This is a genomic window from Streptomyces lasalocidi (genome assembly GCF_005280215.1).
Classification (GTDB): Bacteria; Actinomycetota; Actinomycetes; order Streptomycetales; family Streptomycetaceae; genus Streptomyces; species Streptomyces longwoodensis.
This window is the reverse complement of the sequence record NZ_SZNQ01000001.1, coordinates 288,278-305,211: the sequence shown is the minus strand read 5'-3', so window position 1 is coordinate 305,211 and position 16,934 is coordinate 288,278. Positions and strand designations below refer to the sequence as shown.

Annotated in this window: 2 protein-coding genes; both read right to left on the bottom strand. The window is 72.3% G+C overall.

The window, feature by feature from the left end; all coding sequences use genetic code 11:
* Nucleotides 1-34: 34 nt before the first annotated feature.
* Nucleotides 35-5,725, bottom strand: a complete 5,691-nt coding sequence (locus E4U91_RS00990) for a type I polyketide synthase (RefSeq protein ID WP_137304745.1) — start codon at nt 5,723-5,725, stop codon at nt 35-37.
* 54 nt (nt 5,726-5,779) lie between these two features.
* Nucleotides 5,780-16,819 (bottom strand): type I polyketide synthase, encoded by an 11,040-nt coding sequence (locus tag E4U91_RS38815; RefSeq protein ID WP_241678459.1) that lies wholly within the window; start codon nt 16,817-16,819, stop codon nt 5,780-5,782.
* Nucleotides 16,820-16,934: the final 115 nt, after the last annotated feature.

The following is a 16,934-nucleotide window of genomic DNA, read 5'->3' as shown; positions in this document are numbered from 1 at the left end:
CGCAGCGCCTCGACGATCTTCTCTGGCGATGTGGTCATTTGCGGAACTCCGTCTCGGGGGTGTCGAGCGCGAGCTGCACGAGATCGTCGACGTCCATCGTGGCGATCGACAGCGTCTCCTCCTCCGCCTCGCTCCCGGTGCCGGCCATGGCGTCGTCGCCCCCGGCGAGGCTCAGCAGCACGTCGACCAGTCCGGCCTCGCGCAACTGCTGCAAGGACAGCGAGGCCAGCGCCTCCCTCACGGCGGCCTCCTCCGGGTCGACGTGCGGTACGGCGCCGATCTCCGGTTCCAGGCCGGCGCGCAGGTGCTCGGCGAGGCGGGTCGGGGTCGGGTAGTCGAAGACGAGGCTGGGCGGCAGCCGCAGCCCGGTGGCGGCGTTGAGCAGGTTGCGCAGCTCGACGGCCGTGAGCGAGTCGAAGCCGAGCTCGTTGAAGGCGTGGTCGGGGTCGATGGAGGCGGAAGAGGCGTGGCCGAGGACGTTCGCCGCCTGCGTGCGCACGAGGTCGAGGAGTTCGCGGTGGCGGTCCGCCTCGGCCAGACCGGCGAGCCGCCGGACCAGCACCGCACCGCCGTCACCGCCGCCCTGGTCCGCGGCCCGCCGCGCCGTGGCGCGGACCAGGCCGCGCAGGACGCCGGGCAGCACCCCGGCATCGGCCAGACCGCGCAGGGCCGGCGGGTCGAGCTGGACCGGGGCCACACAGGGCTCGTCCAGAGCGCAGGCCGCGTCGAAGAGGGCCAGCCCGTGCTCGGCCGACAGCGGCACCACACCGCTTCGGGACATCCGCCGTCGTTCGCCCTCGTCGAGGTGCCCTGTCATGCCGGTCGCGTCGGCCCACAGACCCCAGGCGAGGGACAGCGCCGGCAGACCCTGTGCGTGGCGGTGCCGGGCCAGCGCGTCCGTGAACACGTTCGCTGCCGCGTAGTTGGCCTGACCGGGGTTGCCGAACAGCCCGGCGATCGAGGAGAACAGCACGAACGCCGTCAGGTCCTGCTCCCGCGTCAGTTCGTGGAGGTGGACGGCGGCGTCCGTCTTGGGCCGCATGACCCAGTCGATCCGCTCCGGGGTCATGGTGCCGATCACACCGTCGTCCAGCACACCCGCCGTGTGCACGACCGCCCGCAGCGGGTGGTCGGGGTCGATGCCCGCCAGCACGCCGGCCAGCGCCCCACGGTCGGCCACGTCGCACGCGACCACCTCGGCCGCCGCCCCCGACTCGGCCAGCTCCGCGACCAGTTCGGACGCCCCGGGAGCCTCCGCGCCGCGACGGCTGGTCAGCAGCAGGTGCCGCACGCCGTACCGCGTTACCAGATGCCGGGCGAAGAGGGCACCGAGGGTGCCCGTACCGCCGGTGATCAGCACGGTGCCGGAAGGGTCCCAGTCCGGGACCACAGGCTGCGCCGGTCCGTCCGTCCGGGCGAGCCGCGGCACGACCACCACCCCGTCACGCAGGGCGACCTGCGGCTCGTTCACGGCGAGCGCGGTGGCCACCGCGCCCGGCAGCGTCGCGTGAGAGGCAGGACGGTCGTCCAGGTCGACCACCGTGAAGCGTGCGGGGTTCTCGGACTGCGCCGACCGCAGCAGCCCCCACACCGGAGCCTGCACCAGGTCGGTGACCTCGGCCTCCGCACCAGTGGTGACCGCGCCTCGCGTGACCACGACCAACTGCGACGACTCCAGCCGGGAGTCGGACAGCCAGGTCTGCACCTCGCTCAACACCGCGGACGTGCAGGCACGGGCGTCCGCGGCCACGTCACCGGTGGCCACCGGATCGCAGAACAGCAAGGCCACGGCCGGCACGGCCCCACCCGCGTCCAGAGCCGCCAACAGGTCTACGACGTCACCGTGGACCGCCGTCCGTACGCCCGTCGCCGAGACGGCCGCGACCAAGGGGCCCGTGTCCGCCCCGAGGACGACCCAGTCCGTGTCCGGATCCGGCGCGGCACCCGAAGCCCGCACCGGCTCCCAGACCTGGCTGAACAAGTCCCGCTCCGACTGTCGGGCGGCGGGCAGCTGCTCGGGCGAGACAGGACGCGACACCATGGACCCGACGGACGCGACCTGGCGGCCTGTCGCGTCCGCCAACTGCAGTGCCACCGCGTCCGTGTCGGCCGGCGACAGCCGCACCCGCAAGGTCCGGGCGCCCACGGCATGGAGGGACACGTCGCTCCATGCGAACGGCAGCCGCACCCGCTCGGTGTCGGCGAAGAAGTCCCCTACACCGATGGCGTGCATCGAGGCGTCGAGCAGCGCCGGATGCAGCCCGAACTTCCCCGCCTCGTCCCCGACCTCTTCCGGCAGGGCCACCTCCGCGTAGACGTCCGGCCCCAGCCGCCAGGCCGCGCGCAGCCCACGGAACACCGGCCCGTAGCCGTGTCCCACCTCGGCCAGACCCTCGTAGAAGCCGTCCAGATCGACCGGTTCGGCGTCCGCGGGCGGCCACACCGCGAACTCGAACGGCGTCACGTCGGCCTGCTTGGCCAGCACACCGCTCGCGTGCCGCGTCCACGGACCTGACTCATCGGTCTCGTCCTCGGGGGAGGAGTACACGTGCAGCGACCGGCACCCGGTCCCGTCGGCCTCGCCGATCACCACCTGCGTGCGCACCGCGCCGCGCTCCGGCAGGACCAGCGGCGTCTCGAGGGTGAGTTCCTCCAGGCACTCGCACCCGACCTCGTCGCCCGCCCGCAACGCCAGTTCCACGAAAGCGGCACCCGGCAGCAGTACGGTGCCCAATGCCACGTGGTCCGCCAGCCAGGGGTGCGTGCGCAGGGACAGCCGCCCGGTGAGGACCAACGGGTCACCTCCGGCGGGTCGCACCATGGCACCGAGCAGCGGATGTCCGGGAGAGGCGAGTCCCGCCGCTTCGACGTCCGCGGGACCGCCGTGCCCCTCCTCCAGCCAGTACCGTTCGCGCTGGAACGCGTAGGTCGGCAGCGCCACGGGCCGGGCGGATCGGAACGCGGGCAGCGACGCCCAGTCGACGGGGAGACCGTGGGTCCAGGCGGTGGCGAGGGCGGTGTGGAGTTGGGTGAGGTCGCCGTGGTCGCGGCGGAGGGTGCCGGTGATGGTCGGGTCGGTGGTGGTGGCCTGAGCCGTCTCCTCGAGGGCGAGGGTGAGGACGGGGTGGGCGGTGGTCTCGATGAAGTGGCGGTGGCCGTGGCTGAGGAGGGTGCGGACCGTCTCCTCGAAGCGGACGGTGTGGCGGAGGTTGGTGTACCAGTAGTCGGCGTCGAGGCGTGTGCCGTCGATGGGTTGGCCGGTGACCGTCGAGTAGAGGGGGATGGTGGTCGGCTGTGGGTTGATGCCGGTGGCTGCTTGGAAGACGGTGTCGCGGATGCTTTCGACTTGGGCGGAGTGGGAGGCGTAGTCGACGGGGATGCGGCGGGCCCGAACTCCTTGGGTGCCGCAGGTGGTGTGGAGTTGGTCGAGGGCGTGGGTGGTGCCGGAGACGACGGTGGAGTGGGGTCCGTTGACGGAGGCGATGGACAGGTCTTGGCCCCAGGGCTGGATGAGGTTGAGGGCTTGGTCGTGGGGGAGGGCGAGGGAGGTCATGCCGCCGAGGCCGGCGAGGGGGAGGAGGGCTTGGGAGCGTAGGGCGACGATGCGGGCGGCGTCGTTGAGGGTGAGGGCTCCGGCGATGTGGGCGGCGGCGATTTCGCCTTGGGAGTGGCCGATGACGGCGTCGGGGTGGATGCCGTGGTGTTGCCAGAGGCGGGCGAGGCTGACCATGACGGCGAAGAGGGCGGGCTGGACGACGTCGACGCGGTCGTAGCCGGGGGCTCCTTCGGTGCCGCGCAGGACGTCGGTGAGCGACCAGTCCACGAAGTCGCTGAGCGCGGCATCGCACTCGGCAATGTACGCGGCGAACTCGGGCGAGCTGTCGAGGAGTTCGCGTCCCATGCCGGTCCACTGCGAACCCTGACCCGGGAACACGAACACCACCCCGGACCCCGGATGTGCGGAGCCGGACACGACTCCCGGCGCGGGCTCACCTGACGCCAGCGCGTCCAGCCCCTGGACGGCGTCGGTGAGGTCCGTCGCCAGGATCACCCCACGGTGTTCCAGCGCAGCGCGCGTCGTCGCCAGGGACAGGCCGAGGTCGGCGACCGGAGCGGGGGACGCCACCACGTGCGCACGCAGGCGTGCGGCCTGGGCACGCAGGGCCTCGGGACTCTTGCCGGACAGGACCCAGGGGACGGGCGCCGACCCGTCCTCCTGGCGAGCGGGCCCGTCAGCGGCGTCGTCGGCGTCGTCGGCGGTGGAGGGCTGCGGGGCCTCCTCGAGAATCACGTGGGCGTTGGTGCCGCTCATGCCGAAGGAGGAGACACCGGCCCGGCGCGGACGGTCCGACGCGGGCCAGGCCGTCTGCTCGGTGAGCAGGGAGACGCGGCCTGAGGTCCAGTCGACGTGAGGGGTGGGTTCCTCGAGGTGCAGGGTGCGGGGCATCACCCCGTGCCGCATCGCGAGGACGGTCTTGATGAGCCCGGCCATGCCCGCGGCCGCCTGGGTGTGCCCGATGTTGGACTTCACGGACCCCAGCCGCAGCGGGCGGTCCTGCGGGCGGTCCTGGCCGTACGTCGCCAGCAACGCCTGCGCCTCGATCGGGTCGCCGAGCGCGGTGCCGGTGCCGTGGGCCTCCACCATGTCGATGTCGCCGGGCGTGAGGCGGGCGTTGGTGAGGGCCTGGCGGATCACCCGCTGCTGGGAGGGGCCGTTGGGTGCGGTGAGGCCGTTGCTGGCGCCGTCCTGGTTCACGGCCGAGCCGCGGATCACCGCCAGGACCTCGCGGCCCTCGCGGCGCGCGTCCGTCAGGCGTTGCACGAGCAGGGCGCCCACGCCCTCCGCGAAACCGAAGCCGTCGGCCGCCGCCGAGAAGGGCTTGCAGCGGCCGTCGGCGGCGAGTCCGCGCTGCCGGCTGAACTCGATGAACGCCAGCGGGGACGGCAGCACCGTCACCCCGGCGACGATCGCCAGCGAGCACTCGCGGGCCCGCAGGGCCTGCTCGGCCCAGTGCAGCGCCACCAGCGAGGAGGAACAGGCGGTGTCGACGGTGACCGCCGGGCCTTCCAGCCCCAGGGTGTAGGCGACGCGGCCCGAGGCGACACTGGCGGAGGTGCCGGTACCCAGGTACCCCTCCACCCCGTCGGGAGCGTCCGTGACGTGTGCGCCGTATCCGGAGGCCACATGGCCGACGAAGACGCCGGTACGACTGCCGCGCAGCGACTGGGGGTTGATACCGGCCCGCTCCAGTGCCTCCCAGGATGCCTCGAGGACGAGCCGCTGCTGCGGGTCCATCGCGAGGGCCTCACGGGGTGAGATCCCGAAGAGGGCCGCGTCGAAGTGACCGGCGTCGGGCAGGAAGCCGCCCTCGCGTGCGTACGACGTCCCGGCGTGGCTGGGGTCGTCGTCGTAGAGGGCGTCCAGGTCCCAGCCGCGATCGGTGGGCATCCCCGATATCGCGTCACGGCCCTCGGCGATCAACTCCCAGAAGGTATCCGGGGAGTCGGCGCCGCCGGGGAACCGGCACGCCATCCCCACGATCGCGATCGGTTCGCTCTGGGCGTCCTGGACCTCGCGCAGCCGGCGGCGCGTGTCGTGCAGGTCGGTGGTGACCCACTTCAGGTAGTCGCGGAGCCTCTCCTCGTTCGAGAGCGCACCCTCGCGCACGGCCGACCTCACGTTCGGCTCGTGGGAGTCCTGCGGCTCGTTCGGCTCATTCGACATCGGAACCCCTTTGCACACGTGGAAGACGGGCGGCGGACACAGACGCGAGGACCCTCATGGGCGGCCGAACTCCTCACGGATGAAGTCGAAGAGATCGTCGTCCGACGCGCTGTTGACCCTCTCGGCGACGGACTCGACCACCGACGGACCGTTCGCGCCCTGCGGCCCACGGATGTCGTTCCACCGGGCCAGCAGGTCCTGGAGCCGGTCGGCGATGACCCGGTGGTCCACGTCGTCGGTGTCGAGGGCGAACAGGCCCGCCTCGACACGGTCGAGATCGGTCGTGAGGACGGTGAACGCGTCGGCCTCGCCCAACGCCATCTCCGTACGCAGCAGTTCGACGACCGACGACGGTGTCGGGTGGTCGAAGACGAGGGTGGCGGGCAAGGACAGGCCCGTCGCCGAGGTCATCCGGTTACGGAACTCGACCGCGGTCAGGGAGTCGAAGCCCAGCTCCTTGAAGGCCAGGGCACCCCCGATCGCGTCGGCCGAGCCGAGCCCCAGCACCGCGGCCGCGTGCGTGCGCACGAGTTCCGACAGCACCCGGTCGCCCTCCGCCCGCGGCAGCGCGGCGATCCTCTCCCGCAGCGCGGCGGACGTGGCCTCGTTCTCAGCCGTCTCGCCCGTGCCCGGGCGGGCCACGGCGTCCGCCGCCTCCGGTATCCCGTCGAACAGCCGGCTGGGCCGGTTCGCCGTGTAGACCCGGGCGAAGCGCCGCCAGTCGACGTCGGCGACCGCGAGACGGTGCTCGCCCCGGTCGAGGGCGTGCCGCACCGCGAGGAACGGCAACTCGGCCGCGTCCTGGAAGGGTTGGCCTGTCGTGCCGTCCCAGGACACGTGCAGCGCCGTCCGGCCCTCCGCACGCAGGTTGTGGGCGTGGGCGTCGAGATGGGCGTTCGTCACGGCGTCAGTTGCGCGTCCGGTGGCACCGACCGTTCCCGTGAACGACGAGAAGAAGACGAACGTCGTGTCGTCGGCGAGCGGCAGCGAGGCGACCAGTCGGTCCCAGTCCGATCCGCTGGGCCGTCCGGCGAGACCCTCGGCCGGGAGCTTGCCCAGCGGGACGTCACTGCCCGTAGCCGAAAGGTGCACCACGGTCCGGACGGGAGCGCCGGTCGCGGCGAGGTCTTCCCACCCGGCAGGCCTCCACGCCGACCCCTCCGCCTGTTCATCGTCCGTCGTGGCGTCCACGACACGGTCGGCACCCTCGCGCACCAGCCACTCGGTGATCTGCCCGGCCAAGGAGCCGGAGGTGCCGGTGATGACGGCGACCCCGCGGGCGTTCCAGGTCCCCGACGGCTCACCGTCGGTCGGCGCGGCGCGCACCAGACGCCGGGCGAAGACCCCCGAGGCGCGGATCGCCACCTGGTCCTCGCCCGCCGGGTCCGCGAGAACGGCGAGGAGCGACCGGGCGAGGTGGTCCTCCGCCGTCGCCTCCCCGACCCGCGGCAGGTCGATCAACCCGCCCCAGATCTCAGCCCTTTCCAGTGCTGCCACCCGGCCCAGACCCCACACCCGGGCCCCGTCGGCGTCGATGACGTCGTCGGGTGCGGAAGCGGTGACGGAGACGGCCCCGCGGGTGACACCCCACACCGGCAGCGCCGGGACACCGGGATCACCCAGGGCCCGCACCAGGTCGAGGCTGCCTTCGGCAGGAAGGAAGGAGAGTATCCCCTGGGCGTCCGCCCCCTCGCCGATCACGGTGATGAGGCGCGCCGCCAGTTCCTCCCTCTTCCCCGGGCCGGCGGCCACGACGATCACCTTGGCGCCCTGCGCGGTCAGTCCGTCGAGGAGCGAGCGCGTCCGGGAGTCCTCTCCTCGGGTCTCGTCGAGGACCGCGATCCAGGTCCCCGGCGCGGCTCCTGCCGCGACTGCCGACCGCAGCGGAACAGGGCGCCAGGCGACGGTGTAGCGCAGGCCGTCCACCGCGGAACGCTCACGCTGCCTCCTGCGCCAGGCGGAGAGCCCGGGAAGCACCGCGTTCCAGCGGTCCGCTTCCTCGTTCCTGCTCCCGTTCCACTCCAGCGTGGTCGCCAGTGCCTCCAGATCCTCCCGCTCGACCGCTTCCCAGAACCGGCTCTCCGGCACGTCCTCGACGCTGTCGGCGGCGAGCTGTCCGACCCTCGACGTCAGCCAGAAGTGCTGGTGGTCGAAGGGGTAGGTGGGCAGGTCGATGTGCCGGTCGGCGGGGTGCGGCCAGGTGACGGGCGTGCCGTGCACCCAGAGCGCGGCGAGGGCGGTGTGGAGGGCCTGCGGCTCGGGGGTGCTCTTGTGGAGGACGGCGGTGGCGTGGGTGTCGTCGAGGGTGGTGCGGGTGAGGGCGGTGAGGGTGGCGTCGGGGCCGAGTTCGAGGAAGGTGGTCACACCTTGGTGGGTGAGGTGGTGGAGGCTGTCGGTGAAGCGGACGGGGCGGCGGATGTGTTGGGTCCAGTAGTCGGGGGATGTGAGGTTTTCGGCGGGTTGGCCGGTGGTGTTGGAGATGACGGGGATGCGGGCGGGGTGGTAGTCGAGGGTGGCGGCGATCTGCCGGAAGTCGTCGAGGACGGGGTCCATGTGGGGGGAGTGGAAGGCGTGGGAGACCTTCAGTCGGGTGGTTTTGCGGCCGAGGGTGCGGAAGTGGTCCGCGATGGCTTCTGCTTCTGTGGCGTCACCCGATATCACGGTAGAGCTGGGGGAGTTGAGGGCGGCGATGTCGACCCCGGGGGTCAGGTGTTCGGTGATTTCGTCTTCCGTGGCTTGGATGGCGATCATGGTTCCGCCGGTGGGTGCGGTTTGCATGAGGTGTCCGCGGGCGGTGACCAGGCGTGCGGCGTCGGGCAGGGTGAGGACGCCGGCGGCGTGGGCGGCGGTGAGTTCTCCGATGGAGTGGCCGAGGAGGTAGTCGGGGCGCAGGCCGTAGGTGTCGGTGAGGAGCCGGTAGAGGGCGGTCTCGACTGCGAAGAGTGCGGGTTGTGCGTACTGGGTCTGCTGCAACAGCTCGGGGTCGTCGCCGAAGATGATGTCGCGCAAGGGTCGTGGGAGGTGTGGGTCCAGTGCCGCGAAGGTTTCGTCGAGGGCTGTGGTGAAGGCGGGTTCGGTGTCGTAGAGCTCGTGGCCCATGCCGAGGCGTTGGGAGCCCTGGCCGGTGAACATGAACGCCAGCCGCCCCGACCGCACGCTCCCCGTCACGACCCGGGGGCTGTCCTGTTCGTCGGCCAGTGCGTGCAGGCCTTCCAGGAGCTGGTCGCGGTCCGGGCCCAGGACCACCGCACGGTGCTCCAGGGCTGAACGTCCCCGGATGAGTACCGACCCCACGGCCGCCACGTCGACGGCTTCTCGCGACGCGGCGAAGGAGTGCAGTTGCAGTGCTTGGGCGCGGAGGGCCTGGGGTGTCTTGGCCGAGACGATCCAGGGCACCTGGTGTGAGGAGTCGGCTCGTCGCACGGGCTCGGGGGCCGGAGCGGCCTCCAGGATGACGTGGGCGTTGGTGCCGCTGATGCCGAAGGACGAGACGGCGGCCCGGCGCGGGCGTCGGCCCTCCGGCCACTGCCGCGCGTCGGTGAGCAGCTCCATCTGTCCGGCGGTCCAGTCCACGTGCGGGGACGGGTCGTCGACGTGCAAGGTGCTGGGCAGGACGCCGTGCCGCATCGCCATGACCATCTTGATGACGCCCGCGACACCCGCGGCGCACTGCGTGTGGCCGATGTTGGACTTCACCGAGCCGAGCCACAGCGGCTGGTCCTCCGTGCGGTTCTGCCCGTAGGTGGCGAGGAGGGCTTGGGCTTCGATGGGGTCGCCGAGCGTGGTGCCGGTGCCGTGCGCCTCGACGGCGTCGACGTCGGCGGGGGTGAGGCGGGCGTTGGCGAGGGCCTGGCGGATCACCCGTTGCTGGGAGGGGCCGTTGGGTGCGGTGAGGCCGTTGCTGGCGCCGTCCTGGTTGACGGCGGAGCCGCGGACGACGGCGAGCACCTGGTGGCCGTTGCGGCGGGCGTCGGACAGGCGCTCCACCAGCAGCACGCCCACGCCCTCGGAGAAACCGGTGCCGTCGGCCGCCGCGGCGAAGGCCTTGCAGCGGCCGTCCGCCGCGAGGCCCCGCTGCCTGCTGAACTCCGTGAACACCTGCGGGGTCGCCATCACCGTGACACCGCACGCCAGCGCGAGTGAGCAGTCGCCGTTGCGCAGGGCCTGGCAGGCCAGGTGCAGGGCGACCAGGGAGGAGGAGCACGCGGTGTCCAGCGTCACCGCGGGGCCCTCCAGGCCGAAGGTGTACGCGACACGGCCGGAGATGACGCTGGTGGCCGCACCGGTCATCGCGTACCCCTCGGCCCCCTCCGTGGCCTCCTGGGCCCCACTGCCGTAACCCGACGCGGAGGCGCCGGCGAAGACTCCGGTGTCAGTGCCACGCAGGGCGGCCGGATCGATGCCGGCGCGTTCGAGGACTTCCCAGGAGGTCTCCAGCAGCAGGCGCTGCTGGGGGTCCATCGCCAGGGCCTCGCGGGGCGAGATGCCGAACAGCAGCGGGTCGAACTGCCCCGCGTCGTACAGGAATCCGCCCTGGCTCGTGTACGACGTCCCGGCCTGACCGGGGTCCGGGTCGTAGAGGCGGGACAGGTCCCAGCCCCGGTCGTCGGGGAAGCCGGAGACCACGTCGAGTCCGTCCGCCACCACGCGCCACAGGTCCTCCGGGGAGCGGACCCCGCCCGGGAAGCGGCAGGCCATGCTGACGATGGCTAGGGGTTCGTCGGGGGCGGGGGCGGTGGTGGGTGGTGTGGTGATCGGCGTGGTGTGGGTGGTGCCGGTGGTTTGTTGGTGGAGGTGGTGGGTGAGGGCGTGGGGGGTGGGGTGGTCGAAGGTGAGGGTGGCGGGGAGTTTGAGGCCGGTGGCGGTGGTGAGGCGGTTGCGGAGTTCGACGCTGGTGAGGGAGTCGAAGCCGAGGTCTTTGAAGGGCTGGTCGGGGTTGATGGTGTCGGGGGTGGTGTGGCCGAGGACGGTGGCGATGTGGGTGCGGACGAGGTCGAGGAGGATCGCCTTCTGTTCGGTGGTGGAACGGCCGGCCAGTGTCCGCGCCAGCGCCGACTGCTCTCCTCGACCCCCCGACTGGGCGGTGCGCCGGACGACTCCGCCCACCAATTGCCGGAGCAGGGGCGGAAGCAGGCCGGTGCGGCTGCTCTGCCGACGCAGCGCACCCGTGTCCAGCGCCAGGGGGATCAGCAGCGGTTCGTCCGCCATACGCGCCGTGTCGAAGAGTGACAGTCCCTGGTCCGTGGACATGGGCACCAGACCCGTGCGGCTCATCCGCGCCAGGTCTTCCGCCGCGAGACCGCCCGTCATGCCGCTGGCCTGCTGCCACTGGCCCCAGGCGAGGCTGGTGGCGGGGAGGCCGTGGGCGTGGCGGTGGTGGGCGAGGGCGTCGAGGAAGGCATTGGCGGCGGCGTAGTTGGCCTGACCGGGGCCGCCGAGGATGCCTGCGGCGGAGGAGAAGAGGACGAAGGCCGACAGGTCGAGGTGCCGGGTGAGGTCATGGAGGTGCCAGGCCGCGTCGACCTTGGGTCGCAGGACGTGGTCGAGTTGGTCCTGGCCGAGGGTGGTGAGGAGTGCGTCGTCGAGGGTGCCGGCGCAGTGGATGACGGCGGTGAGGGGGTGCTCGGCCGGAATCGAGTCCAGCAGGTGGGTCAGTGCGGTGCGGTCGGCGGTGTCGCAGGCAGCGATGGTGACGTGCGCGCCCAGGTCCCGCAGCTCGTCTGCGAGTTGGGTGGCGCCGGGTGCTGCCATGCCCTGGCGGCTGGTGAGGAGGAGGTGGCGGGTGTTGTGGGTGGTGGCGAGGTGGCGGGCGGTGAGGGCGCCGAGGGTGCCGGTGCCGCCGGTGATCAGGACGGTGCCGTGTGGGTCGAGGGGCTGGGGTATGCGCAGGACGATTTTTCCGGTGTGGCGGGCCTGGCTCATGTGCCGGAAGGTCTGGGGGGCTTGGCGGATGTCGCGTGTGTCGAGGGGGAGGTGGGTGAGTGTGCCGGTCTGGAGGAGCTGGACGATGTCGGTGAGCATGTCGCCGAGGCGTTGGGGTCCGGCTTCCATGAGGTCGAAGGCGTGGTAGGACACGTCGGGTGGAGTGGGGCGGATGTCGGTCTTGCCCATTTCGATGAAGCGGCCGCCGTTGCGCAGGAGGTGCAGGGAGGCGTCGATGTATGCGCCGGTGAGGGAGTTGAGGACGACGTCGACTTCGGTGAACTGGTCGCGGAAGTCGAGGGTGCGGGAGGAGGCGATGTGGTCGTCGTCCAGGCCGAGGGCGTGCAGGGTGTCCCATTTGTGGGGGCTGGCGGTGGCGTGGACGGTGGCGCCCCAGTGGCGGGCGAGTTGGACGGCGGCCATGCCGACGCCGCCCGCCGCGGCGTGGATGAGGACCGACTCCCCGGCTCGCAGGCCGGCGAGGTCGCGGAGGCCGTAGTAGGCGGTCAGGAAGGCGATCGGCACGGCGGCGGCCTGCTCGAACGACCAGCCGTCGGGTATGCGGACGAGGACACGGTGATCGACCACGGAGACCGTGCCGAACGAGGCGGGAAGCATGCCCATGACCCGGTCGCCCACCGCGAAGTCCGCGACGCCGGGCCCGACTTCGGAGATGACTCCAGCGCCTTCGCTGCCCATGACGCCCGAGCCGGGGTACATGCCCAGGGCCAGCAGGACGTCGCGGAAGTTCAGCCCGGCGGCGCGGACCGAGACGCGGACCTGACCTGGGCCGACGGGTTCCAGAACCTCGGGGTGCGGCACGGCTGTCAGGTCGTCCACGGTGCCGGTGCCCGGCGTGTCGAGACGCCATGCGGGCGCGTCGCCCGGCACGCGGACCGTGCCGGCCCAGTCGTGCGCCAGCAGGCGCGGCGCGAAGAGCTCACCGCCGCGTACGGCCATCTGGGCCACGTCCGAGTCCTGGAGCGCGGTGATCGCGTCGGGCAGCACCGCGTACCCCGCGTCCACGTCCGCGTCGGCGCCCGCGCCGTTGTCCCTGCCTGTGCCGACGTCGATCAGCGCGAACCGGCCGGGGTTCTCGCTCTGCGCCGACCGCAGCAGCCCCCAGACAGCCGACTGTCCCAAGCCGGTGACGGGCTCCGTGCCCCTCACTCCGACCGCTCCATGGGTCAGCACCACCAGGCAGGACGGGCCGTCGACCAAGTCCCGCGCCAACCAGGCCTGAGCCGCCTCCAGAGCCGTGCGGGCGAGGGCGTGTGCCGCACCGGCTGTGTCGTCGGCCTCGGCAGACCGGGGGAGGACGTACAGGACGGTGTCCGCGACGGTGCTGCCGGACTCCACTGCCGTGTGCAGGGCGTCGAGGTCCGCGAACGCCGTCACCGTGCCGTCCTCGCCATCGGTGTCCCCGAGCGCGGCGAGCAGCTGGGGGGACGGTTCGCCGAGCACCGCGTACGACTGCGGGAGGCGCTCGGTACGGCCTTCCACCGGCTGCCACCCCAACCGGTACATGGAGTCGTCCGTGGCCGGCGCACCCGACGCACCGGGCAGATGTTCCGCCGACACGGGCCGGGTGACAATGGACCCGGCCTCTAGCACCGTACGCCCCGAAGCGTCGACGACGGTGAGCGCCAGCGCCGCGTCCCGCCCTGCGGAGACCTGACTGCGCGCGATCCTCACGCGCAGGTCGGACGCGCCGACGGCGTGGAGTTCCACCCCGTTCCAGGCGAACGGCATGCGGAGCCGCTCGCCTTCGTCGTAGAAGTCGCCGAAACCCGCCGCGTGCAGCGCGGCGTCGAGGAGCGCCGGGTGGAGGCCGTACCGGCCCGCCTCATCACGGAGCTGCTCGGGCAGCGACACCTCGGCCCAGATCTCCTCCCCGACCCGCCATGCGGCCCGCAGGCCCTGGAACGCGGGCCCGTAGCCGTAACCGGTGTCGGCGGCGTCCGCGTAGAAGTCCGTCACGTCGACGGGCTCGGCACCGACCGGCGGCCAGGAAGCCGCTCCCGCCACCCCGACACCCGCTCCGGCGTCCTGCCGACGACCTGCCGGCGCGAGCGCGCCGCTCGCGTGCCGCGTCCAGGGCGCGGACTCCTGGCCCGCCGGGCGGGCGTGCACGGTCAGCAGACGGCGGCCCTCGTCATCGGGAGCTCCCACACCGATCTGGAGATCCGTCGCGCCCGAGTGGGGCAGGACCAACGGCAGTTCGAGGGTGAGTTCCTCCAGCCGACCGCAGCCGACCTCGTCGCCCGCACGCAGCGCCAGCTCGACGAACGCCGTGCCCGGGAGGATGACGGCCCCCGCCACCGCGTGGTCCGCCAGCCACGGAACCGCGTCACCGGAGATGCGCCCCGTCAGCAACGCCCCGTCCTCGCCGGCCAGGCTGAGGGCCGCACCCAGCAGGGGATGCCCGACGGCCTCCAGCCCCACCGACGAGACGTCGGTGGCCGTGCCCCGGGGAGTGATCCAGTAGCGCTGGTGGTCGAAGGGGTAGGTGGGCAGGTCGATGTGCCGGTCGGCGGGGTGCGGCCAGGTGACGGGGGTGCCGTGGACCCAGAGCTCGGCGAGGGCTGTGCGCAGGGCGTCCGTGTCGGTGCGGTCCTTGCGCAGGACGGCGGTGGCGTGGGTGTCGTCGAGGGTGGTGCGGGTGAGGGCGGTGAGGGTGGCGTCGGGTCCGAGTTCGAGGAAGGTCGTCACACCCTGGTGGGTGAGGTGGTGGAGGCTGTCGGTGAAGCGGACGGGGCGGCGGATGTGCTGGGTCCAGTAGTCGGGGGATGTGAGGTTTTCGGCGGGCTGTCCGGTGGTGTTGGAGATGACGGGGATGCGGGCGGGGTGGTAGTCGAGGGTGGCGGCGATCTGCCGGAAGTCGTCGAGGACGGGGTCCATGTGGGGGGAGTGGAAGGCGTGGGAGACCTTCAACCGGGTGGTCTTGCGGCCGAGGGTGCGGAAATGGTCCGCGATGGCTTCTGCTTCTGTGGCGTCGCCCGATATGACTGTGGAGGTGGGGGAGTTGAGGGCGGCGATGTCGACCCCGGGGGTCAGGTGTTCGGTGATTTCGTCTTCCGTGGCTTGGATGGCGATCATGGTTCCGCCGGTGGGTGCGGTTTGCATGAGGTGTCCGCGGGCGGTGACCAGGCGTGCGGCGTCGGGCAGGGTGAGGACGCCGGCGGCGTGGGCGGCGGTGAGTTCTCCGATGGAGTGGCCGAGGAGGTAGTCGGGGCGCAGGCCGTAGGTGTCGGTGAGGAGCCGGTACAGGGCGGTCTCGACTGCGAACAGTGCGGGTTGTGCGTACTGGGTCTGCTGCAACAGCTCGGGGTCGTCGCCGAAGATGATGTCGCGCAGTGGCCGTGGCAGGTGTGGGTCCAGTGCCGCGAAGGCTTCTTCCAGTGCTGTGGTGAAGGCGGGTTCGGTGTCGTAGAGCTCGTGGCCCATGCCGAGGCGTTGGGAGCCCTGGCCGGTGAACATGAACGCCAGCCGCCCCGACCGCACGCTCCCCGTCACGACCCGGGGGTGCGGCGCACCGGTGCTCAGCGCGTCCAGAGCCTGCGCGAGGCTGTCGCGATCGTCGTCGAGCAGCACCGCACGCTGCTCCAAGGCCGCCCGGGAGGTCAGCAACGTCGTGGCGACGGCGGCCGTGTCGACGTCCTCGTGCCCGCGGACGAACGCGCCGACGCGCTCCGCCTGGGCGTGCAGCGCTGCTCCCGACTTCGCCGACAGCACCCACGGGACCGGGGTGTGCTCCGTGGCCGTGGCGTCCGGCAGCGGCTGTCCGTCGGCCTGTTCCAGGATGACGTGGGCGTTGGTGCCACTCACGCCGAAGGAGGAGACGCCGGCCCGGCGCGGGCGGCCCGTCTCGGGCCACGGCATCTGTTCGGTGAGCAGGGAGACGAGGCCCGACGCCCAGTCGACGTGCGGGGTCGGCTCGTCGATGTGGAGGCTGCGGGGCAGGACGCCGTGCCGCATCGCCATCACCATCTTGATCACCCCGGCCACACCCGCGGCCGGCCCCGCGTGACCGATGTTGGATTTAAGGGAGCCCACGCGCAGGGGGCGGTGCGCCGGGCGCTCGTGACCGTAGGCGGCGAGCAGGGCCTGCGCCTCGATCGGGTCACCCAGGGTGGTGCCCGTGCCGTGCGCCTCGACCGCGTCGACGTCGCTCGCGGTGAGACCGGCGTTGTCCAGCGCCGAGCGGATCACGCGTTCCTGGGCGAGGTCGTTGGGGGCCGACAGCCCGTTGCTGGCCCCGTCCTGGTTGATCGCGGTGCCGCGCACCACGGCGAGCACCCGGTGCCCGTTGCGCCGGGCGTCCGACAGGCGCTCGACGACGAGGACCGCCACGCCCTCCGCCCAGTTGGTGCCGTCGGCGGCGGCCGCGAAAGACTTGCAGCGGCCGTCGGGGGCCAGTCCGCGCTGTCGGCTGAACTCGGTGAACGCCGTCGGAGTCGGCATCACCGTGACGCCGCCGGCCAGCGCCGTCGTGCACTCGCCCTGACGCAGTGACTGGCAGGCCAGGTGCAGGGCCACGAGGGACGAGGAGCAAGCCGTGTCGATCGTGACCGCGGGCCCCTGCAGGCCCAGCGTGTAGGAGATGCGTCCCGAGGTCACCGCGGTCATGTTGCCGGTGATGGCGAACCCCTCGGCGCCCTCGGGCACTTCGGCGGCGGGCGACACGTAGCCGGTGGCGGTCGCGCCGACGAACACACCGGTCGCGGTTCCCCTTTGCCGCGCCGGGTCCAGGCCGGCACGCTCGAACGCCTCCCACGAGGCCTCCAGCATCAGCCGTTGCTGGGGGTCCATGGCGAGGGCCTCGCGCGGCGAGATGCCGAAGAGCGCGGCGTCGAAGTCCCCGGCCACGTCCATGAAACCGCCGCTGCCGGTGTACGAGGTACCCGGCCGGTCGGGGTCGGCGTCGCGGAGGGCGTCGAGGTCCCAGCCGCGGTCCGCCGGGAACGACGAGACGGCGTCCCGCCCCTCGGCCACCAGGTCCCACAACTCCTCCGGGGAGCTGACGTCGCCGGGGAAACGGCAGCCCATGCCCACGATGGCGACGGGTTCCCACTCCTTGGCCTCGACGGCCTTCAGGCGGCCGCGCGTCTGGCGCAGGTCGGCCGTGACCCGGTTCAGGTAGTCGCGCAGCTTCTTCTCGTCGTTCGGCATCGTGGAACCCTCCGTGAGACACGTGCAGTCGGAGTGGGGCTGAAGGCTGGGGGACGGGACGGGGCCGTGCGAGGCGGGGCCGGAGCCGCTCGAGGACGAGCGGGCCGAGCCCCGT

Coding starts and splice junctions, on each gene's coding strand:
- E4U91_RS00990 (WP_137304745.1), bottom strand. CDS start 5,725: ATGTCGAATGAGCCGAACGAGCCGCAGGACTCCCACGAGCCGAACGTG.
- E4U91_RS38815 (WP_241678459.1), bottom strand. CDS start 16,819: ATGCCGAACGACGAGAAGAAGCTGCGCGACTACCTGAACCGGGTCACG.